Origin of the sequence: Tistrella mobilis (assembly GCF_039634785.1) — a bacterium.
GTDB lineage: Bacteria > Pseudomonadota > Alphaproteobacteria > Tistrellales > Tistrellaceae > Tistrella > Tistrella mobilis.
In genome coordinates this window covers 85563-106150 of the sequence record NZ_JBBIAB010000015.1, presented here as the reverse complement: position 1 = coordinate 106150, position 20588 = coordinate 85563, and the positions used below count along the sequence as shown (strand labels likewise).

General features: G+C 68.7%; 17 protein-coding genes and 1 tRNA gene. 13 read left to right on the top strand and 5 right to left on the bottom strand.

Annotation, left to right across the window (positions count from 1 at the left end; translation table 11 throughout):
- The first annotated feature begins 6 nt into the window (after positions 1–6).
- Both WI697_RS19835 and WI697_RS19830 read left to right on the top strand, forming a co-directional pair.
- Positions 7–291: a hypothetical protein gene (locus WI697_RS19835; protein ID WP_345959680.1), complete on the top strand. Its 285-nt coding sequence runs from the start codon at positions 7–9 to the stop codon at positions 289–291.
- Entirely contained in the window at positions 260–3016 is a 2757-nt protein-coding gene (locus WI697_RS19830) for an ATP-binding protein (RefSeq protein WP_345959679.1), read from the top strand. The genes WI697_RS19835 and WI697_RS19830 overlap by 32 nt, the downstream gene beginning before the upstream one ends.
- Positions 3017–3062: 46 nt before the next feature.
- On the opposite strand, the gene rpoH is transcribed toward WI697_RS19830, so the two are convergent.
- Together rpoH and WI697_RS19820 are read right to left on the bottom strand one after the other, a co-directional pair.
- Positions 3063–3986, bottom strand: coding sequence for an RNA polymerase sigma factor RpoH (gene rpoH / locus WI697_RS19825; RefSeq protein WP_345959678.1), 924 nt, complete (start codon positions 3984–3986; stop codon positions 3063–3065).
- Between the two features lie 647 nt (positions 3987–4633).
- On the bottom strand, positions 4634–5887 hold the full coding sequence (locus tag WI697_RS19820) for an RluA family pseudouridine synthase (protein WP_345959677.1): 1254 nt from the start codon (positions 5885–5887) through the stop codon (positions 4634–4636).
- Between the two features lie 36 nt (positions 5888–5923).
- Here WI697_RS19820 and WI697_RS19815 point away from each other — a divergent pair, with 36 nt between their 5' ends.
- The 7 genes from WI697_RS19815 to WI697_RS19785 all read left to right on the top strand — a co-directional run bounded on the left by WI697_RS19815 (position 5924) and on the right by WI697_RS19785 (position 12484).
- Positions 5924–6406, top strand: coding sequence for a hypothetical protein (locus WI697_RS19815; RefSeq protein WP_345959676.1), 483 nt, complete (start codon positions 5924–5926; stop codon positions 6404–6406).
- Entirely contained in the window at positions 6403–6885 is a 483-nt protein-coding gene (locus tag WI697_RS19810) for a M67 family metallopeptidase (protein WP_062769731.1), read from the top strand. The genes WI697_RS19815 and WI697_RS19810 overlap by 4 nt, the downstream gene beginning before the upstream one ends.
- Before the next feature lie 80 nt (positions 6886–6965).
- Positions 6966–8573: a class I SAM-dependent RNA methyltransferase gene (locus WI697_RS19805; RefSeq protein WP_345959675.1), complete on the top strand. Its 1608-nt coding sequence runs from the start codon at positions 6966–6968 to the stop codon at positions 8571–8573.
- The gene (locus WI697_RS19800; RefSeq protein ID WP_345959674.1) at positions 8570–9622 is read left to right on the top strand and encodes a threonine aldolase family protein; all 1053 of its coding nucleotides are present in this window, start codon (positions 8570–8572) and stop codon (positions 9620–9622) included. The genes WI697_RS19805 and WI697_RS19800 overlap by 4 nt, the downstream gene beginning before the upstream one ends.
- A 162-nt stretch (positions 9623–9784) precedes the next feature.
- Positions 9785–9860, top strand: a tRNA-Glu gene (locus WI697_RS19795).
- A gap of 213 nt (positions 9861–10073) precedes the next feature.
- Positions 10074–11591: a malonate--CoA ligase gene (locus WI697_RS19790; RefSeq protein WP_345959673.1), complete on the top strand. Its 1518-nt coding sequence runs from the start codon at positions 10074–10076 to the stop codon at positions 11589–11591.
- Positions 11592–11716: 125 nt separating this feature from the next.
- Positions 11717–12484: a DsbA family oxidoreductase gene (locus WI697_RS19785; protein ID WP_345959672.1), complete on the top strand. Its 768-nt coding sequence runs from the start codon at positions 11717–11719 to the stop codon at positions 12482–12484.
- Between the two features lie 18 nt (positions 12485–12502).
- Here the strand turns inward: WI697_RS19785 and WI697_RS19780 are convergent, their stop codons facing one another.
- A complete protein-coding gene (locus WI697_RS19780) occupies positions 12503–13438 on the bottom strand; it encodes an AEC family transporter (protein ID WP_345959671.1) in 936 nt (311 codons plus the stop codon).
- Positions 13439–13941: 503 nt separating this feature from the next.
- Here WI697_RS19780 and argC point away from each other — a divergent pair.
- Positions 13942–14940, top strand: coding sequence for an N-acetyl-gamma-glutamyl-phosphate reductase (argC, locus tag WI697_RS19775; RefSeq protein ID WP_345959670.1), 999 nt, complete (start codon positions 13942–13944; stop codon positions 14938–14940).
- 297 nt (positions 14941–15237) lie between these two features.
- On the opposite strand, the gene WI697_RS19770 is transcribed toward argC, so the two are convergent.
- Complete coding sequence (locus WI697_RS19770) at positions 15238–15786, bottom strand: cupin domain-containing protein (RefSeq protein WP_014744462.1); 549 nt, start codon at positions 15784–15786, stop codon at positions 15238–15240.
- 355 nt (positions 15787–16141) lie between these two features.
- Here WI697_RS19770 and WI697_RS19765 point away from each other — a divergent pair, with 355 nt between their 5' ends.
- The 3 genes from WI697_RS19765 (at position 16142) to WI697_RS19755 (ending at position 19016) form a co-directional block, all read left to right on the top strand.
- Positions 16142–17464, top strand: a complete 1323-nt coding sequence (locus tag WI697_RS19765; protein ID WP_345959669.1) for an aspartate aminotransferase family protein — start codon at positions 16142–16144, stop codon at positions 17462–17464.
- Between the two features lie 145 nt (positions 17465–17609).
- Positions 17610–18734: an alanine dehydrogenase gene (gene ald / locus WI697_RS19760; RefSeq protein WP_345959668.1), complete on the top strand. Its 1125-nt coding sequence runs from the start codon at positions 17610–17612 to the stop codon at positions 18732–18734.
- A 135-nt stretch (positions 18735–18869) separates the two neighbouring features.
- Positions 18870–19016, top strand: coding sequence for a hypothetical protein (locus tag WI697_RS19755; protein WP_014744465.1), 147 nt, complete (start codon positions 18870–18872; stop codon positions 19014–19016).
- A gap of 28 nt (positions 19017–19044) precedes the next feature.
- Here WI697_RS19755 and WI697_RS19750 read toward each other — a convergent pair whose 3' ends face one another.
- Complete coding sequence (locus WI697_RS19750) at positions 19045–20511, bottom strand: MFS transporter (protein WP_345959667.1); 1467 nt, start codon at positions 20509–20511, stop codon at positions 19045–19047.
- Positions 20512–20588: the final 77 nt, after the last annotated feature.

The window sequence follows — 20588 nt, the reverse complement described above, 5'->3', positions numbered from 1 at the left end:
GCAGGCATGGAGACCGATCCCGTCGATGACGGCGGGGGGCACGAGCAGGGGCAGGGGATCCGCGACCTGGCCGGCGTGCTGCCCTATGCCGCCATTCTGCTGCTGATGCCGCCGATCATCCTGATCTTCACGGCTCCGGTGCAGATCGCCGGCATTCCGCTGATCGTGGTCTATCTGTTCGGGGTCTGGGCGCTGATCGTGGCCGGCGCCTTCATCGTGGCAGAGCGGCTGCGCCGGCAGGAAACGGCGACGGGGCCCCATGCGCCGCGCAGACGGGCAGGGCGGGGCTGAACCGATGCTCCAGGCCAATCTGGTCATCACCGTCTGTCTGCTCTATGTCGCGGTGCTGTTCACCGTGGCCTTCATCTGCGACCGGCAGGCCCGGGCCGGGCGCGCCCGCTGGTCGGCCTCGCCGCTGATCTACACCCTGTCGATTTCGGTCTACTGCACCTCGTGGACCTTTTTCGGTGCGGTGGGCTCCGCGGCGCGCAGCGGGCTTGAATTCGCCACGATCTATATCGGCCCGACCATCGTGTTCACCGGCTGGTGGGTGTTCCTGCGCAAGCTGGTCACCGTCGGGCGGGTGCACAACACCACCTCGATCGCCGATCTGATCTCGGCCCGGTTCGGCAAGAACCCGGCGCTGGGCGCCGTGGTCACCCTGGTGGCCCTGGTCGTGACCACGCCTTACATCGCCCTCCAGCTGCAGGCGCTGACCGCCAGCTTCCAGGTGATCACCTTCCCGGCGGGTGCCGTCACCGCCACCAAGATCGATCTGGTGCCCGACTACTGGTCGGGCGCCTGGGTGGCGCTGGGGCTCGCGGTCTTCTCGATCATGTTCGGCGTGCGCAATATCGACGTGAACGAGCGCCATCACGGCGTGATCGCGGCGATTGCGCTGGAAGCGGTGGTCAAGCTGGTGGCGCTGCTCGCGGTCGGGCTCTGGGTGGTGTTCTGGCTGGCGGGCTCCCCCGCGGCCGCGCTTGCCGATGCGCCCGTCAGCCTCACCAATCCGCAGCAGACCTTCGGCGTGCGCTGGGTCACGCTCTGCATCCTGTCGGGTGCGGCGATCATCTGCCTGCCGCGCCAGTTCCAGGTGACGGTGGTCGAAAATTCCAACGAGCGCCAGCTGCGCACCGCCTCGTGGCTGTTTCCGCTCTATCTCTTCGTCTTCTGCCTGCTGGTGTTGCCGATCGCGGTCACCGGGCTCAACCGCCTGCCGCCCGATGCCAATCCCGACCTCTATGTGCTGACCCTGCCGCTGGATGCCGGCCAGGACGTGATCGCGCTGATGGCCTTCATCGGCGGGTTTTCCTCGGCCACCTCAATGGTGATCGTGTCGTCGATCGCGCTTTCGACCATGATCTCCAACCACATCGTGACCCCGCTGGCGCTGCGCTTCTCGTCGCTGTCGGATGCCAATGCCGAAACCGTGCGCAGCTTCATCCTGGGCTCGCGCCGGGCCAGCATCCTGTTCATCATCCTGCTGGGCTTTCTGTATTTCCGCCTGGCCGCCACGGCCGGGGCGCTTGCCGATATCGGCCTGATCTCGTTCTGTGGCGCAGCACAGTTTCTGCCGGCGCTGGTCGGCGGGCTCTACTGGCGGCGGGCAACCCACAAGGGGGCCCTCGCCGGCATGATCGCCGGCTTCCTGGTCTGGGCCTATATGCTGTTCCTGCCCAGTTTCCAGGACCATTTCCTGATCTCGACCGCGCTGGTGCAGAACGGCCCCTTCGGCTGGGCCTGGCTGAAGCCGCGCACGCTGTTCGGGTTGAGCGGGCTCGACCCGCTGGTGCATGCCGCCTTCTGGAGCCTGTTCGTCAACACCGCACTCTTCGTCGTGGTCTCGATGATGACCGAGCCGACGCCGCTCGCCCGGCTGCAATCGGCGCTGTTCATCGATGTCTTCCGCCGCCGGACCGAGAGCGAGCAGCGGGTGCTGCGCCGCACGGCCCCGATCACCGAACTGCGCCAGATCGCCGACCGGGTGCTGGGTCCGGCGGAAACCGTGCAGATCTTCGTCCGCGACCGCCGGGCGGGCCGTGCTACGGTGGCGAGCGACGAATTGATCACCGCGGTGGAGCAGCGGCTCGCCGCCCATATCGGCGCCGCCTCGGCCCGGACCATGATTTCGCGCATCGTTTCCAGCGAGACGATCAGCGTCGAAGAACTGAAGCGGCTGGCGGGAGAGACCGAGCGCATCCGTGCCTATTCGGCCGAGCTGGAGCGGAAGTCGCAGCAGATCGAGAGCACGGCCGCGGAACTGGCCCGGGCCAATGCCCGGCTGCGCGAGGTCGACAAGCAGAAGGATGATTTCCTGAGCCAGATCAGCCACGAATTGCGCACACCCATGGCCTCGATCCGCTCGTTCAGCGACATCCTGCTTGAAAATCAGGATCTGGACGAGGCGAAGAAGCTCCGGTTCCTCGGCATCATCCAGAATGAAAGCCTGCGCCTGACCCGGCTGCTGGACGGGATTCTGGATATGAACCTGCTGGAGACCCGGGGCCTGTCGTGGTCGCCGGGCCTGCTCGATCCGGAAATGGCGCTGGATCAGGCGATCGAAAGCTGCGAGGCGCTGGCCCTGCGCTCGGGCGTGGTGCTGAAACGGGGCACGCGGACCCGCGATGTCCTGATCCTGGGCGATCGCGACAAGCTCGCCCAGGTGATGGTCAACCTGATCGCCAATGCGATCAAATACAACACCGACCCCACACCCCAGGTGGTGGTGTCGAGCCGCGTGCGCGGCGACATCTACGAAGCGAGCGTGCGTGACAACGGCCGCGGCGTGCCCGAAGAGGATCGGGAGCGGATCTTCGAAAAATTCGCCCGCGGCTCCGCCCATCAGCAGACCGGCGCCGGGCTCGGCCTCGCCATCAGCCGCCAGATCGTCGAAAGCTTCGGGGGCCGGCTGGGCCTCGGCACCGGCCGCAGCGGCGCCGAATTCGTCGTCTCGCTCCCCCTCCAACCCCTGCCGGGCACCGGACGCGAAAGGGCGGATCTGCCGAAAGCTTAGGCAGATCCGCCCGATCGTGATCGTTCAGGGCGCAGTGGCGAATGGCTCAGTGGTGCATCGCCACCGCCGGCAGCACCGGGGTGCGGCCGATTTCACGGCGGGTTTCGCGTTTCACCCAGCGGCTGACCTTCTCAAGCGCGCGGGCTTCGATCTGGCGCACCCGTTCGCGGCTGATGCCGTAGACCTGGCTCAGATCTTCCAGCGTCGCCGGGGCGTCGACCAGGCGGCGGCGGCTGAAGATGTCGCGTTCCCGATCGCCGAGGCTTGCGACCGCGCCTTCGATCAGGGTGCGGGCGCGGCCGGTTTCCTCGGCTTCGGCCAGCATGGTTTCCTGGTCGTCCTCGGGGCTTTCCAGCCAGTCCTGCCATTCGGTATCGGCTTCCTGGCGCACCGGCTCGTTCAGCGAACTGGCGATGCCGTCCAGATAGCGTTCCATGGCCACCACGTCCGAGGGCTCGACATCGAGCTTCTCGGCGATGATCGCGACCTGATCGTCGTTGAGCCCGGCCTCGCCCATGATGTCGAGTTCGCTCTTCACCCGGCGCAGGTTGAAGAACAGCCGCTTCTGCGAGGCGGTGGTGCCCATGCGGACCACCGACCAGGACCGCATGATGTATTCCTGAATGGCCGCACGGATCCACCAGATCGCATAGGTGGCGAGCCGGAAGCCCCGGTCGGGGTCGAAACGATGCACCGCCTGCATCATGCCGAGATTGCCTTCGGAGATCAGATCGGCCAGCGGCAGACCATAGCCGCGATAGCCCATCGCGATCTTTGCGACCAGGCGGAGATGGCTGTTGACCAACTGATCCGCAGCGCGTACATCACCTTCGTCGCGGAAGCGACGGGCAAGGCGCTGCTCCTGCTCAAGTTCGAGCACGGGATAGCGGCGGATCTGCTGCAGATAGGGGCCGAGGCCGGCATCGAACATGTTGTCGCGTCCGGCGGTGCGGGGCGTGCGTGAAGCCATGGCACGTGCCTCCTCTCGACTGACCCCAGGGGAGTCAAGGTCCCGGTGGGGTGGGTCCGGCCGCGCCTCTCCCTGGTGCGACCGGCAGGGTTCGTCCGCACCATGCGGAGCGAAGGCCCTTGCGTCCCGTCGCGGGGAGATATGCAAGCAGTGCGCCAGTTTCCGGCGCGCGTGACCCGTTGAGTCCATCTCGGGCGGTTTTCGTCCCTCTTCTGAGGCTTATACGAGCCGCCGCCCAATATCCTACGTTTCAGGTTGCACCAATCTTACGTCCCGGTCGTCCATCCGGATGCGGCCGCACCACATTATTCCGTGGCGTCAGGCGTTCCGATCTTTCGTGCCTTCCGGTCTCTCTGTCCGGCCAACCGATATGATCACCCCGAAGTTCCCAGGGGACGACATGCTCTTTTCGTGACCATGCATCCCCTCGACGTCCCGAGGATGTCACGCCTTTCGTTACCACCGCCTTAAGAGGCTGCGAGAATCTGCGGTACCCGGTTTTCACCTTCCGGGTGAGGCAGTCTCTCATCTGGTCCGCCCTTGGTCGGGGTAGAGCCCTTGGTCGGGGTAGACAGGCGCACCCGTTCCCGGGCACGCTTGTCTTGTACCCCAGACTGACACAGCCGGACGATGACGTCCATCACACTTTAGAAGAATTCCAAACTAGCCAGAAGCTCCCGCATGTCCTGCGGCAGGGGGCTTTCGAATTTCATGCGACGCCCGGTGACCGGGTGCACGAAGCCCAGCCGGCGGGCATGCAGGGCCTGGCGCGGGAAGCTGCACATGGCCTTGATCCGCGGATCTTCCATCCGCTGCAGGCGGGCGGGGCAGCGGCCATAGACCGGGTCGCCCACCAGCGGATGGCCGACATGAGAGAGGTGGACGCGGATCTGATGGGTCCGCCCCGTCTCCAGCCGGCAATCCAGCACCGAGGCCAGAGGCTTTTCCGACACCTCCACCACGCCGACCATATTGGCGATCCGGTAATGGGTCACCGCAGGCTTGCCGCCGCGGGTGACCACGGCCATGCGCTGGCGATCGGTGGCGTGGCGGCCGATATTGCCCTCGATCCGGCCGGGATCGACCGCCGGCACGCCCCAGACGATGGCGGTATAGGCGCGGCGGATGGTGTGGTCGGCGAATTGCCGGGCCAGGGCCAGATGGGCGGCATCGGTCTTGGCGAAAACGATCAGGCCGCTGGTGTCCTTGTCGATCCGGTGCACCACGCCCGGGCGGGTGGGGGCGCCGATCGAGGACAGCCGCCCATCGCCATGGGCCAGCAGCCCCGAGACCAGGGTCCCGCGATCATTGCCGGCGCCCGGATGCACCACCAGCCCGGCCGGCTTGTCGACCACGATCAGCCACTCGTCCTCGTAAACGATGTCGAGCGCCATGGGCTCGGGCTCAAGGCGGCGTTCCTCGGGCACCGGCACGGTCACGGTCAGCTTCTGGCCGGGCTTTACCCGCCGGGAGGCGTCGGCTATCGTCGCGCCGTCGAGCGTGACCCGGCCGTCGCGGATCAGCGCCTGGACCCGCCCGCGCGACAGCGAGGGCGCGGCATTGGCCAGCAGCCGATCCGCCCGTTCCTCTGCGAAACCGGCAGGCAGGGTGATGTCGACCGTGCCGCCCAGCACCGCCGCGGCTTCAAGGGCCGACAGCTCGTCGTCGTCGAGGCCGGCTTCGACCTCCGCAAGGGGCTCGTCCTCCTCCGCCCCGGCGTCGTCGTCCGGGGTGAGGCCCGGGTCTTCGATGAGGCCCGGGTCTTCGATGAGGGCAGGGTCTTCGATGAGGTCAGACCCCTCGATGAGGTCAGACTCTTCGGTCGGGTCGGAATGGGCCGGCACCGCCGTCTCGCGGGGCAGGTCGTCGTCGCCGGGCCGGCGGGAATCGCGTCCGCTCAAAACATCAACTCCCTTCGGGGGATCGGGGACTTCCAGATGAACGACAAGGCGCCCGAGACGATCGAACAGCGCATGACCCGCATTCTGAAGCGGGTGATCATCGGGCTCGGCATCGCCATCCTGGTGGTCGGTGCCGGTCTAGGCGTGCTGATATACCAGCGGGCGACGTCTAACAAGGACCAGAAGCCGGCAGGGGCCCCGGTTGCGACGGCACCGGCGACGCCTGAGGCCGCCACCCCGGCGCCGCAGCCGGCGGCGCCCGGCCAGATCGCCGGCGATTTCCGCACCGCCAACCCGCCTGCCGCCCCGGCCCGGCCGCTCCGCCCGGTTGGCAGCGACGGGCCGGCGCTGATGTCGGACGAGAAGGTCGTCACCCTGGCCGCGGCGGGCGAGGATGTGATGATGGTCGCCGAAGGGGCCGACGGCGCGCAGGTGCTGGTGGTGATCGACCGGGCCTCCGGCCTGCTGATCCGGCGCATCCCGCTGAACGCCGCGGCTGCGGCGGCCGAGGCGAAATGATCCGGGCGCCGCGGGTGACGATCCGCCCGGCGGCGATGCGGGCGGCGGTCGATACGGTCGAAGCCGCCTATCCGGCCGAAGGCTGCGGCCTGCTGCTGGGCCATGCCCGGGCCGATGGGATCGAGGTGACCGAAACGGTGGCCTCGATCAACCTCGCCCCGGATCCGCGGCGGGCCTTCGAGATCGACCCGGCCCTGCGCCTGCGTCTGCAGCGCCGGTCGCGGGAGGACGGGACAGCGCCGGTGATCGGCCTCTATCATGGCCATCCGGACATGGCGGCCGCGCCCTCGGCCGCCGATCTGGCCGGCGCCTGGGAGGCGGGGCTGATCTGGGTGATCTTCCGGGTCGAGGACGGCCAGATGATCGAGGCCCGCTGCTGGCAGCTGGCGGCCGATGGCAGCTGTTTCACCGAAGGCCTGCTGAGGGTGGGCGAGGGGCGGCCTGCGGCCTATGGCCCGCCGCGGCCGGTCGAGCCTTGACCCGGCACCACCTGTAACGATGTTCGACCAGGGGCCGGCGGTATGATGGGACCGGCCCCGTCAAAAAAACGAGACGATGTGTGGACGACGATCGCGACGACGACCGCGAAGATGCGGAACTGGACGGCATCCCGGGTGACGAGGATGACGCGGGCGGGCTGCGCCCGGGCACCCAGATCGAGGTGAGGATCACCGATCTGGGCAGCCATGGCGACGGCATCGGCTCGTATGAGGGCCGGCCGGTCTTCGTGTCCCATGCCCTGCCGGGTGATCTGGTGGCGGCGACCGTGGAGACGGTGGAGCGCGACCGCATTCGTGCCCGCTGGCTGGAACTGGTGGAGCCGGGCCCCGTGCGGGTAGAGCCGGCCTGCCCGCATTTCGGCCCCTGCGGCGGCTGCGCCCTGCAGCACATGGCGCTGCACGATTATCGCGGCTGGAAGCGTGGCCTGGTCGCCGACATCCTGGCCCGCAACGGCTTCGAGGACGCAAAACTGGCGCCGATGCTGCCGGCAGAGCCGCAGGAACGTCGCCGGACCAGCTGGAAGCTGCGTGCGACCGCCCGCAAGGCGGTGGTCGGTTATATGGAGGCCGGCAGCCGCCATGTCGTCGATGTGGAGCATTGCCTGCTGCTGGTGCCCGAACTCGACCGGCTGATCCCGCAGCTGCGGGCCTTCATGGCCGGCCCCGACGGCTACCCCCATCCCACCCATTTCCGGGACGCCCATGCCGAGGCGACCGAAGGCGGCGTCGATCTGGTGCTGACGCTGTCGCAGGCGCCCGACGCCGAGGGGCTGCAGGCGCTGGCGCGCTTCGCCGAAACCGCCGGCCTTGCCCGGATCTCGTGGCGGCCCGAACCCGATCCGGTGCCCGAGCCGCAGCGCGGCGGCCGCGGCCGGAACCAGAAGGGCCGGCAGAGGAGCCCCGCCCGCGGGGGGCCCCGCGCCGGCAATGCCCCGGCGATCCTGGCCGAGCCCGAGGTGGTGGTGCGGCGCCAGGCGCCGGTGGTGCATCGCGGCGGTGTGGCGCTGGAACCGCCGCCGGCCGGCTTCGCCCAGGCGACCGCATCGGGCGAGGAGGCGCTGGTGAGCTTCGTCGCCGGTGTCTGCGGCCATGTGATCGAAGAGGGCGGCACGATCGGCGACTTCTTCGCCGGCTCGGGCACCTTCGCGCTCGCTCTGGCCCATCGCGGCGCCCGGGTGATCGCGGCCGAGGTGGAAGGCCCGGCGCTGGAGGCGCTGTCGCGGGCCGCTGCTGCTGCGGGTTTGTCCGACCGGGTGACGGTGGAGCCGCGCGACCTGATGCGCTGGCCGCCCTCTGCCCGTGATCTCGCCATCCTGGACGCAGCGGTTTTCGACCCGCCGCGGGCGGGCGCGCGGGCGCTGACGGAACAGCTGGCCGCCTCGGGCGTTCCGCTGATCGCCGCGGTGTCGTGCAATCCGGTGACCTTCGTGCGTGACGCGAAGATCCTGGCCGCGGCCGGCTACCGGCTGGTCCGGGTGATGCCGGTCGACCAGTTCCTGTGGTCGCGCCATGTGGAGCTTGCGGCCGAATTCCGGCTGGATCCGGCGCTGGCGGCAGCCCGTGGCGGCACCGGGCGGCAGGCGCCGCGCGACGACCCGCATGCCCCGCCGCGTGGCCGGGGTGCGGCCAAGACCGATCGTGGTCCGAAGCAGAGGGGGATGCGATGAATTTTCACAGCGATCATGTCGTGGGTGCCCATCCCAAGGTGATGGAGGCGCTGGTCGCCGCCAATCAGGGCTCTGTCCCATCCTACGGCAATGATCCGGTCTCGGCGGCGCTGGAAGAGGATCTGGCGGTGCTGTTCGGCCGCGAGGTCCGGGTGTTCATGACGCCCACCGGCACCGCCGCCAATGCGCTGTCGCTGGCGGTGCTGACCCCGCGCTGGGGCACGATCTATGCCCATAGCGAAGCGCATGTGGAGATGGATGAATGCGCGGCGCCGGAATTCTATACCGGCGGCGCCAAGCTCTCGCTCGTGCCCGGTGATCACGGCCGGATGGATCTGGACCAGCTGGCGGCGCGGCTGGCCGCGGCGCCGCGCGGCTTCGTTCATGCCGCCCAGCCGGCGGCGATCACGCTGACCCAGGCGACCGAAGCCGGCACGGTCTATACCCCCGATCAGGTGCGGCGGGCGGGCGCGATCGCCCGCGAGCAGGGCGTGCGGCTGCATATGGACGGCGCGCGTTTCGCCAATGCCTGCGTGCATCTGGGCGTGGCGCCGGCCGAGATCACCTGGGATGCCGGTGTCGACGTGCTGAGCTTCGGCTCGGCCAAGAACGGTACGCTGGGGGCCGAGGCGGTGGTGGTCTTCGACCCCGAGCTTGCCGAGGCGATGGGCTATCTGCGCAAGCGCGCCGGCCTGCTGATCCCCAAGATGCGCTTCCTGTCGGCCCAGTTCCGCGCCTATCTGGCGGGCGATCTCTGGCTGTCGCTGGCGGGCCACGCCAATGCCATGGCAACCCGGCTGGCCCATGGTCTGCAGTCGCTGCCCGGCGTTTCGCTTGCCCATCCGGTGGAGGCGAACGAGCTGTTCGTCGATCTGGCGGAACCTGCCGTCGCGGCGCTGGAGAAGGCCGGGGCCGGCTTCTATCGCTGGGCCGAGCCCGCGCCCGGCACGGTGCGCATCCGCCTGGTCACCTCGTGGGCGACCGACCCGGCGGAGGTCGACCGTTTCCTGGATCATGCCTCGATCGCGGCCGCCCACGGCCGGCGCTGAGCGGGGCGGGTCGGGGCCGGCCGGGGCGGGGCGGGCCGGGGCGGCGCGAAGCCGTTGATTTTCCGGCCCCCTCATCTCCCCGGAAATATTTCGTCATCTGAGCTTCATTTTTTCTCTTGCACGGTCTGACGGCTGGCTGTAAATATCCGCCCACACGACGACGCCCCCATCGTCTAGCGGTCCAGGACGCCGCCCTCTCACGGCGGAAACAGGGGTTCGATTCCCCTTGGGGGTGCCAATCCTCAAGCGTCGTCAGCGAAACGCCGCGCGGATCTCACGATCCAGCGCGGCGTTTCGCATTTCTGGACTTGGTTTCATTTTCCCTGATCTTCAGCACCCGCCGTCGGATCTTGTCCGGCCGCCGCCGCGCTTGTCCTCTTCCCCGGCCGGGCCTATCGTGCCCGGGCCCAGAATTGCTCAGACCAGAATTGCTCAGAGAGGAGGCCCCGCGGTGAGCGACAACCTCTATGCCCGTATCCGTGCCCGTTTCCCGGCCGACCCGGCCCGGCCGATGCTCTACCGGCCCGACGGCAGCGTGCTCACCTATGGCGACGCCGACCGGATCTCGGGCCAGGTCGCGGCCCTGCTCGACCAGATGGGCGTCGCCCCCGGCGACCGGGTGGCGGTGCAGGTCGACAAGTCGCCGATGGCGCTGATGCTCTATCTGGGCTGCCTGCGGCGCGGCGCGGTCTATCTGCCGCTCAACACCGCCTACAAGCCGGCCGAGCTTGAATACTTCATCGACGATGCCGAACCGCGGCTGGTGGTCTGCCGGCCCGAGGCGGAAACCGCCGTCCGGACCATGACCAATGGCCGGCCGATCGAGGTGGCGACCCTGGATGCCACCGGCGACGGCGCCTTCGCCGACCGGGTCCGCGCCACGGCGACCGTGGCCGAGCCGGTGGCGCGCAGCTGCGACGATCTTGCCGCCATCCTCTATTCCTCGGGCACCACCGGCCGGCCCAAGGGGGTGATGCTTTCGGGCGAGAACCTCTGGAGCAATGCAGAGACGCTGGTCGATGCCTGGGGCTTCACCGACCGGGATGTGCTGCTGCACATGCTGCCGATCTTCCACACCCACGGCCTGTTCGTGGCCACCCATTGCGTGCTGCTTTCGGGCGCCGCCATGCTGTTCGAGCCGAAATTCGATGCGGCCCGGGCGCTGGCGCTGATGCCCAGGGCGACCGTGATGATGGGCGTGCCGACCTTCTATGTCCGCCTGTTGGCCGAGGCGGGGCTCACCCGCGAGGCCACCGCCCATATGCGCCTGTTCGTCTCGGGCTCCGCACCGCTGCTGCCCGAGACCTTCACCCGGTTCGAAACCGTCACCGGCCATCGCATTCTTGAACGCTATGGCATGACGGAAACCAATATGAACACCTCCAACCCCTATGACGGCGATCGCCGCCAGGGCACGGTCGGCCGGCCGCTGCCGGGGGTGGAGCTGCGCATCACCGGCGAGGATGGCCAGCCGGTGGCGCCGGGTGAGGCGGGGATGATCGAGCTCAAGGGCCCGAACGTGTTCAAGGGCTATTGGCGCAAGCCCGAAAAGACCGCCGAGGATTTCACCGCCGACGGCTTCTTCCGCAGCGGCGACATCGGCACCATCGACGGTGACGGCTATGTCTCGATCGTGGGCCGCGCCAAGGATCTGGTGATCTCGGGCGGGTTCAACGTCTACCCCAAGGAGATCGAGCTGGTCATCGACCGGATCCCGGGGGTGGAAGAAAGCGCGGTCATCGGCGTGCCGCACCCCGATTTCGGCGAGGCCGTGGTCGCGGTGGTGGTGCGTGCAGCCGTTGCTGATGCGCCCGACGAGGCCGGCGTGCTGGCGATCACCCGCGATCAGCTGGCCAATTTCAAGCAGCCCAAACGGGTGCTGTTCGCGGCCGAACTGCCGCGCAACGCCATGGGCAAGGTGCAGAAGAACCTGCTGCGCGACGCCCATCGGGACCTCTTTGCCGGCTGATCGCGCCGCGGCGCTTGCATCCGCCCGGGGGCGGGGGCATGTGAAGGGAGACGGGGAAGGCGCCTCGTTCTCCCGCGCTCCTGTCCCCATGTTTTTTCAGGGTCCGCAACCGGAAGGCCGGCACCATGCGTATCGACGTGATTTCCGACACCGTCTGCCCCTGGTGCTTCATCGGCAAGCGCCGGCTTGAAGAGGCACTGGAGATGTTCGCGGGCCACCCGGCTGCCCAGCCGGTGGAGGTGCGCTGGCATCCCTTCCAGCTGAACCCGGCCATGCCGCGCGAGGGCACCGACCGGGCCGGCTATCTGGCGGCCAAGTTCGGCGGACCCGAGCGTGCCGCCCAGATCTATGGCCGCATCCGTGCCGCCGGCGCCGAGGCGGGTATCGACATCGATCCCGAGCGTGCGGCGGTGATGCCCAACACGCTCGACAGCCACCGGCTGATCCACCGCATGCAGCTGCGCGATCTGGCGGCGGCCGATGGCGGCAATCGCGGCGACCGGGTGGTCGAGGCGCTGTTCACGGCGTTTTTCGAGCAGGGCCGCAATATCGGCGACAGCGCGGTGCTGACCGGGATCGGCCTGGCGGTCGACCCCGAAGACACCGATCTCGGCGCCTGGCTCGCCTCTGACGAAGACCGCGACATGATGGCCGAGGCCGATGCCCAGGCGCGGCGGATCGGCGTCGACGGCGTGCCCTGTTTCATCATCGACGGCCGCTGGGCGGTGATGGGCGCGCAGGCGCCCGAGCAGATGATGATGGCCCTGGTCCGCGCCGCCACCGACCCGGCCGGCGGCGGTGTCGCCGATGACGGCGAGGGCGGGATGTCGGATGACGAGGTGGATGGCGACGGCTGCTCGCCCGACGACGGCTGCGCGGTGCCGCCGCGCTGATCCCGGCTTCCGTCGGGGTCAGCTGCCGAGCAGGGTGAGGGCAAGAGAGACGGTCGCGACCGAACCCAGGGTCGAGACCAGGATCGCGGCCGAGATCCGGCTCGTGTCCATCCGGTACTGATCGGCCAGCACGAAAACCGACACCGCGATCGGCAGCGACGCCTCCAGCACCAGGATCCGGACCAGCAGCGGGTCGAGCGCGAAGACGATGGTGGCCATCCCCAGCACCAGCAGGGGGTGGACCACGATCTTGAGCAAAGCCAGCCCCGAGACCTCGATCATGCCGCGGGCGAGCGAGCAGCCGGCGAGGTTGGCGCCCAGCGCGAACAGTGCGCAAGGGGCCGCCGCCAGGCCGACGAGATTGCCATAGGCCGCGACCGGCTTGGGCAGCGGCAGCCCCGAGACGCCGTAAAGCGCGCCGGCCACGATGGTCAGGATCAGCGGGTTGAAGGCCAGCCCGCGGGCGATCTTGATCAGGGCCCGTTTCAGCCCGCCGCCGGCGGCGCGCTCGCTTTCGATCAGCAGCACGGTCAGCCCCATCATCAGCACATGGTCGAGCACGATGATGGTCATAGCCGGGGCGGCGGCTTCCGGGCCGAAGGCGAAGATCACCAGCGGCAGGCCCATATAGCCGACATTGGAAAAGGTGGCGCCCAGCCCGCGGATCCCTGAGATCGCAGGACCCCCGCCGAACAGCCGGCGGCCGCCGAAGACTGCGATCGCATAGACGATCAGCCCGGCGCCGTAATAGGCGCCGATCAGCTTCGGATCCAGCAGCCGGTCCAGCGGGATTTCCGCGACCTTCACGAACAGGAAGGGCGGCAGCGCCACCCAATAGGTGAAGCGGTTGAGCCCGGCCAGCCCGCCCGCATCGATGAAGCGCCGCCGGCCGACGATCCAGCCGGTCAGGATCACCGCGAAGAACGGCAGGCATACATCGATCAGGATCTGCATATCTCGGTCTGTCTCGGGAGAAGGGCTTCCAGGCGGCGGAAGGCAGCGGCCGATCCTGACCGGGTGACCGGCGCATTGCAAGCCCACCACACCTGAAGCGATAACATGTGGACCCTAACTCGCCACAAGCTTGACAGCGGGGGCGGGAAGGGTCGATTATCACGAACAGGTTGAATGGTCCTGTCACCGGATCGATCAGGCGGGGACGCGATGGGGGATCGCCACCCGTCAGGCCGCCGGTGAGCTTGGTGGTCCGTCTTCTGTACCGGGCAATGGGTACGCGCATGGCCCTTGTCCGGCCTTCCGTTCACGAGCAAATTCCGGGCGGACTTCGGTCCGCCCGCTTTTTTTGTGTCTCGACCAGATCGGCCTGCGGGGCAGCCCTGCGGGTGCGACCGCTCGCAAGCCCGCGCCGGCTGCGCTATAGTGCGCCGCGCCGGCCCTGGCCGGCACAGCCCATGCGACCTCTATCCCATGCGACTCTTCGAGGAGCGGCCCTTCCCATGAGCGGCAAGCCCACCGTATTCATCGACGGCGAGGCCGGGACCACCGGCCTGCAGATCCGGGCACGTCTGGCCGGGCGCGAGGATCTCGCGCTGGTCTCGATCGCGCCCGAGCGTCGCAAGGATCCGGCTGAGCGTCGACGCCTGCTGAACGAGGTCGACCTCGCGATCCTCTGCCTGCCCGATGCGGCGGCGGTCGAAAGCGTCTCGATGATCGAGAATCCGGCCGTGAAGGTGCTCGACGCCTCCACCGCCCACCGGGTCAAGTCGGGCTGGAGCTACGGCTTCGCCGAGCTGCTGCCCGGCCAGCGCGCGGCCATTGCCGGCGCCACCCGCGTCGCCAACCCCGGCTGCTACCCGACCGGCTTCACCGCCCTGGTGCGGCCGCTGGTCGATGCCGGGATCATCGCGGCCGATGCGGCGCTGTCGGTCAATGCCGTCTCGGGCTTTTCGGGCGGCGGCCGGCAGATGGTGGAAGATTACGAGGCGGCCGCCCCGGTCGGGCGCGAGGCGGCCTATCCCTATGGCGACTACGCGCTGGGGCTTGAGCACAAGCACCTGCCCGAAATGGCGGTCTATGGCGGCCTTGCCGCGGCACCGCTGTTCGTGCCGGCGGTCGGCCACTTCAAGTGCGGCATGCTGGTGCATGTGCCACTGACCCGGGCCCAGCTGGCGAAGGCGGCAGGCGTCGCCGATGTTCAGGCGGTACTGGCCGAACGCTATGCCGGCGAGCGCTTCGTCAGCGTCGCCCCCGCGGGCGGCGGTGACCGTCTGCGCGACGGCAAGTTCCTGGACCCGCGCGAGCTGAACGGCACCAATCGGCTGGAGCTGTTCGTGTTCGGCAATGATGCCGCCGGCCAGATCCTGCTGGCCGCCCGGCTGGACAATCTGGGCAAGGGGGCCTCGGGTGCCGCGGTCCAGAACCTCAACCTGATGCTGGGCCTCGACGAGGCGGCGGGTCTGGAGACCACGCTGCCGCTGTCCGAGACGACGATGTAAGCCCGTCCTTTCAGGCTTAGAACGACAAAGACGGCTGTTCCGCATCGGCGGAACAGCCGTCAGTTCGTTCATCGCGGGGTCGGCCCGCGCAGGATCCGTGCCGGTCCGGGACCAGAGACCGGGAACGGGCGGGATGGCGGGCTGGGCTCAGGCGCCTGGATCGGGGGACGATCCGCCATCCCTTCGGGCCGACGGTGCACGATCGACATAGCCGGAGCCTAGGATGAAGGCGGCGCACAGTCAATCCTGTTGCGACATCATCAAAATTGCTATGCGCGCCATAGTGGCAATGTGTTCTCAGAAGCTCGGCGGCGTGCAGGCGGAGACGATTTCGGCTTCCTCCTCGCCGACATTGCGGAAGCGGTGGGGCAGGCGGCTGTCGAAGTAATAGCCGTCGCCGGCTTCCAGCACGCAGCTTTCGCCGCCGACCGTCAGCTCGATCCGGCCGCGGACCACGATCCCGCCTTCTTCCGATTCATGGCGCAGCAGCTGCTTGCCGGTATCTGCCCCGGGGGCGTAGCGCTCGTGCAGGATCTGCATCCGCCGCCGGCTCAGATTCTCGCCGATCTGGGCATAGGCGACCGAGCCGCGGGCGATCTGGGTCAACTCGTCCGCCCGATAGAAGGCCCGCTGCCGGGTGGTGAGGTCGAGCGAGAAGAACTCCGACAGCGAGATCGGAATTCCCTCCAGCACCTTCTTCAGCGATCCGACCGAGGGGCTGACCTTGTCCTGCTCGATCAGCGAGATGGTCGCATTGGTCACCCCGGCCCGCTTGGCCAGTTCGCGCTGCGACAGACCATAGATCTGCCGGATGGTCTTGAGGCGCGTGCCCAGATCGCCGCTCATCGTCCCGCTTCTCCCTGTTCCTTGCCGGCCGCCCTGCCGGTTCGTGTTGAAGATATTTGACATTCCATGGGTGCTGCAACGCAAAATCAATAGCTTGCATCGCCCACGGAAATCACTTTGTCGAGTTTAATTGCCAATGCTAGGCTGTTCCACAGGATGAGAGGCAAGCCCCCGGCAGTGGTTGCCCAGTGGGACCACCCGACTCCCAGCCGCCATTGCGGCGGCGGCCAAGGGCGCGGTAGCGCCCGCCCGGCGAGGGACGAACAACCAGACTCCAGCCGCCATTGCGGCGGCGGCCAAGGGGTGCGGGAGCACCCCGCCCGGCGAGGGACTAACAAGCAGGAGCGACGCGGTCATGGCGCGCATCACGGTTCCGAACGATCTGGACGCGCATTGGATGCCGTTCACGGCCAATCGCCAGTTCAAGGCGGCCCCCCGCCTGCTGGTCGGGGCGAAGGACATGTACTACACCTCGCATGACGGCCGTCAGGTGCTGGACGGCTGTGCGGGTCTGTGGTGCGTGAATGCCGGCCATGGCCGGGATAAGATTTCCGAGGCGGTCGCCCGTCAGATCTCGGAGATGGATTATTCGCCCTCGTTCCAGATGGGCCATCCGCTGAGCTTTGAGCTGGCGAGCCGCCTGGTCGAGCTGGCGCCCGACGGCATCGACCATGTGTTCTACTGCAATTCCGGCTCGGAAGCGGTCGACACGGCGCTGAAGATGGCGCTCGCCTATCATCGCATCCGCGGCGAGGGCAGCCGCACCCGCCTGATTGGTCGGGAGCGTGGCTATCACGGCGTCGGCTTCGGCGGCATTTCGGTGGGCGGCATCGCCTCCAACCGCAAGCATTTCGGCACGCTGCTGTCGGGTGTCGACCATCTGCGTCACACCCATGATCCGGCCCGCAACGCCTTCTCGTGGGGCCAGCCCGAGCATGGGGCGGAGCTGGCCGACGATCTGGAGCGGCTGGTCGCGCTGCACGATGCCTCGACCATCGCGGCGGTGATCGTGGAGCCGATCGCGGGCTCGACCGGCGTGCTGATCCCGCCGAAGGGCTATCTCACGCGCCTGCGCGAGATCTGCGACCGTCACGGCATCCTGCTGATCTTCGACGAGGTCATCTGCGGCTTCGGCCGGACCGGCAAGGCCTTCGGGGCCGACAGCTTCGAGGTGACGCCGGATCTGATGACCACCGCCAAGGGCATCACCAATGGTGCGGTGCCGATGGGCGCGGTCTTCGCGAAGAAGGAGATCTACGACACCTTCATGACCGGGCCCGAGCATCTGATCGAATTCTTCCACGGCTATACCTATTCGGGCCATCCGCTGGCCTGTGCTGCGGCGCTCGCCACGCTCGACATCTATGCCGAGGAGAAGCTGTTCGATCGGGCGGCGAACCTGTCGGAGTATTTCGGCAAGGCGGCGCATGCGCTGCGCGATCTGCCGAACGTCATCGACATCCGCAATTACGGCATGGTCGCCGCGGTCGAGCTGTCGCCGCGGGCGGGTGAGCCGACCAAGCGGGCCTATGAGATCTTCGTGCGCGCCTATGAGCAGGGCGTGCTGCTGCGCTTCACCGGCGACATCATCGCCATCTCGCCGCCGCTGATCATCGACGAGGCCCAGATCGACCATCTTTATGCGGTCCTGGCCGAGGCCATCAAGGCAACCGCCTGATCCGCCATCATCCGACCGGCGTTGTCGTCGCCGATCCGCATCCCCCGCCCGGGTATCCCCCGGGCGGTCTGGCCCAGGCCGGCACAAGACCCGGCGGCCCGGAGATGCGGAGGCGGCGCTGCGTCTTTCCTGGGGAGGAAACACCATGCTTCTGGGCGTGCCCAAAGAGATCAAGACCGACGAATACCGTGTCGGCCTGACCCCCGCCGCCGTGCGCGAACTGGTCCATCATGGCCATGACGTGCTGGTGGAGCAGGGGGCGGGGCTGGGCGCCGGGCTCGACGATGCGGCCTACGAGGCGGCCGGCGCCACCATCGCCGCCGATGCCGAAGAGGTCTTCGCCCGCGGCGACATGATCGTGAAGGTCAAGGAGCCGCAGCCGGTGGAATGCCGCAGGCTCCGCCCCGGCCAGCTGCTGTTCACCTATCTGCATCTGGCGCCCGATCCCGAACAGACCCGGCTGCTGCTGGCAAGCGGCGCCACCGCCATCGCCTACGAGACAGTCACCGACGCGGCCGGCCGCCTGCCGCTGCTGGCGCCGATGAGCGAGGTTGCCGGCCGCATGTCGGTTCAGGCTGCCGCCCATGCGCTGGAAAAGACCCAGGGCGGGCGGGGCGTGCTGATGGGCGGCGTGCCGGGCGTGCGCCCGGCGCGAGTGGTGGTGCTGGGCGGCGGCGTGGTCGGCACCAATGCCGCCCGGCTCGCCATCGGGCTTGGTGCCGAGGTGGTGGTGATCGACCGCTCGCTCGGCCGGCTGAAGGAACTGGACGCGCTTTACGGCCCGGCCATGCGCACCCTTTATGCCACCCGCGAGACCATCGAAGAGGCCGTGACCACGGCCGATGCGGTGATCGGTGCGGTGCTGGTGCCGGGGGCGGCGGCGCCCAAATTGATCGACCGGCCGCTCCTGGGGCGCATGCAGCCGGGGGCGGTGCTGGTCGACGTCGCCATCGACCAGGGCGGCTGTTTCGAAACCTCGCGCGCCACCACCCATCGCCAGCCGACCTACGAGGTGGACGGCATCGTCCACTACTGCGTCGCCAACATGCCGGGCGGTGTTGCCCGCACCTCGACCTTCGCGCTCAACAACGCGACCCTGCCCTTCGTGCTGGCGCTCGCCGACAAGGGCGCCGCCCGGGCACTGGCCGAGGATCCGCATCTGATGAACGGTCTGAACGTCCATGCCGGACAGCTGACCATCGAGGCCGTGGCCGAGGCCCAGAACCTGACCGCCGTCACCCCCGCCGACGCGCTCTCGCGCGCCGCCTGACGGCCGGCCGGGTTGCTCCCGCCTGGACCTCGCCACCGTCCGACGCCCGCAGGCCTGGCCTGCGGGCGTCGGTTCTTTTCGGCGTCGTCCGGCAAGGCTATTCTGAAATGTACCAGTTCAGCCAAGGGGTGCATCATGAGCACGGCCGAACCGCAGCTGCCTCCGCCCCGGAAGGAGCCCAACGAAGCCACGATGCAGGCCATGGCCGAGCTGAAGGCGGGCAAGGGCGTGAGATTCGACACGGTTGCAGATCTTATGGCGGATCTGACGGCGGAGGACTGACTGTCCGAGACGGCAGACGCTCTGCTCCTCACACCCCCCGCCGCGTCAACCTGACCGCCGCGATGATGCCGATCAGCCCGACCGGCAGGAAGGCGGCGAAGACCCAGAAGCCGACGGTTTGGGCCGTGGCGGGGTCGGGCAGGGCGCCTTCATGGGCGCCGCCGAAGCCCGAGAGGTTGGCGGCGATGCCGGCGGCCGCGGCCCCCAGCGCATAGCCCAGGATCTGCATGGTCGGCACGGCCGAGGAGGCGCTTTCGCGGACCTCGTCGGGCACGGCCGAGACGATCCGGCGGACCAGGAAGGCCCAGCACATGCCGAAGCCTGCGCCCTGGGCGGCCGCGAACGGGGCCACCATCCACAGCTCGCCATGGGGCACCACCACCGCGAAGCCGGCCACGCCCGCCACGATCACCAGGGCGCCGGCGCGGATCAGCCAGGGCTCCAGCCGGGCGCCGGCGCCCGAGAGCAGGATGGCGGCCAGCGTCCAGGCGACGCTTTCGATCGCGACCAGATAGCCCGCGGTCAGGGCATCTGCCCCATGCAGCACCACGAACAGGATCGGGCCGTAGACGGTGAAGGGCACGGTTGCGGCCGAGAGGGTCAGCACCATGGCGAGCCCCATGCCCTGTCGGCGGCGAAGATCCAGCGCGCCCGGCGGCAGCAGGCCCTGGCCCAGCGGCGCCCGGCCGTCCCGGCGGAAGAACAGGGTGAGCAGGGCAAGGCCGGCCAGGCCCGAGAGGGCGGCGGTCAGGGCGTCGCCGGTGACGCCGGCGGTCGCCACCGCCAGCACCGCCACGATCAGCAGGGCCAGCCGGCCGGTCGGAACCGCGGCCGAGGGCAGGGCATGGGCATCGCCCGATCCGGCGGCGGCCTCGGCCGCGGCGGTCACCCGGCGCAGCAGCAGCCCGCCCGCGATGGCCACCAGCGCGGCCTGGGCGCCGAAGGCCCAGAAGGCGCCGCGCCAGAGCCCGGCATCGGCAAACAGCCCGCCGACCAGCGGCCCGGCCAGGGCCGAGGCGCCCCAGAGCCCCGACATGATCGCATAGAGCCTGGGCCAGAGCCTGGGCTCGTAAAGCCGCGACACCGAGACATGGGCCAGCGCCACCAGCATGCCGCCGCCCAGCCCCTGCACCAGCCGGCCGGCAAGCAGCGTGCCCATATCGGGGGCGATGGCGCTGATGACGCAGCCGACGGCGAAGGCGGTGGCCGCCATGGTGGTGGCCCGGCCGAGCCCTGCCGCGCGGGCGGCAAGCCCGGTGCAGGCCCCGGCCACGATCGACCCCAGCTCGTAAAGCGCCAGCGCCCAGTTCACCCAGGCGAGCCCGCCGATTTCCGCCGTCACCGCCGGCATGACCGTGGTGGTCAGCAGGCTGTCGGCGGCGTGCAGCCAGATGCCCAGGCACAGCACCATGAAGGCGCCGAAACGTCCGCCGCGGCGGATCTCGGCCCAGTCGCTGGCCGGGCGGGGGGTGCGGGCATGGCCTGCGGGGGGCATGGCAATTCCTTTTTCCAAGTTTTAACTTGTTTTAATCCAGGCGGGCCGGCACGGCAAGGGTGAAAGCCGGGGGCCTC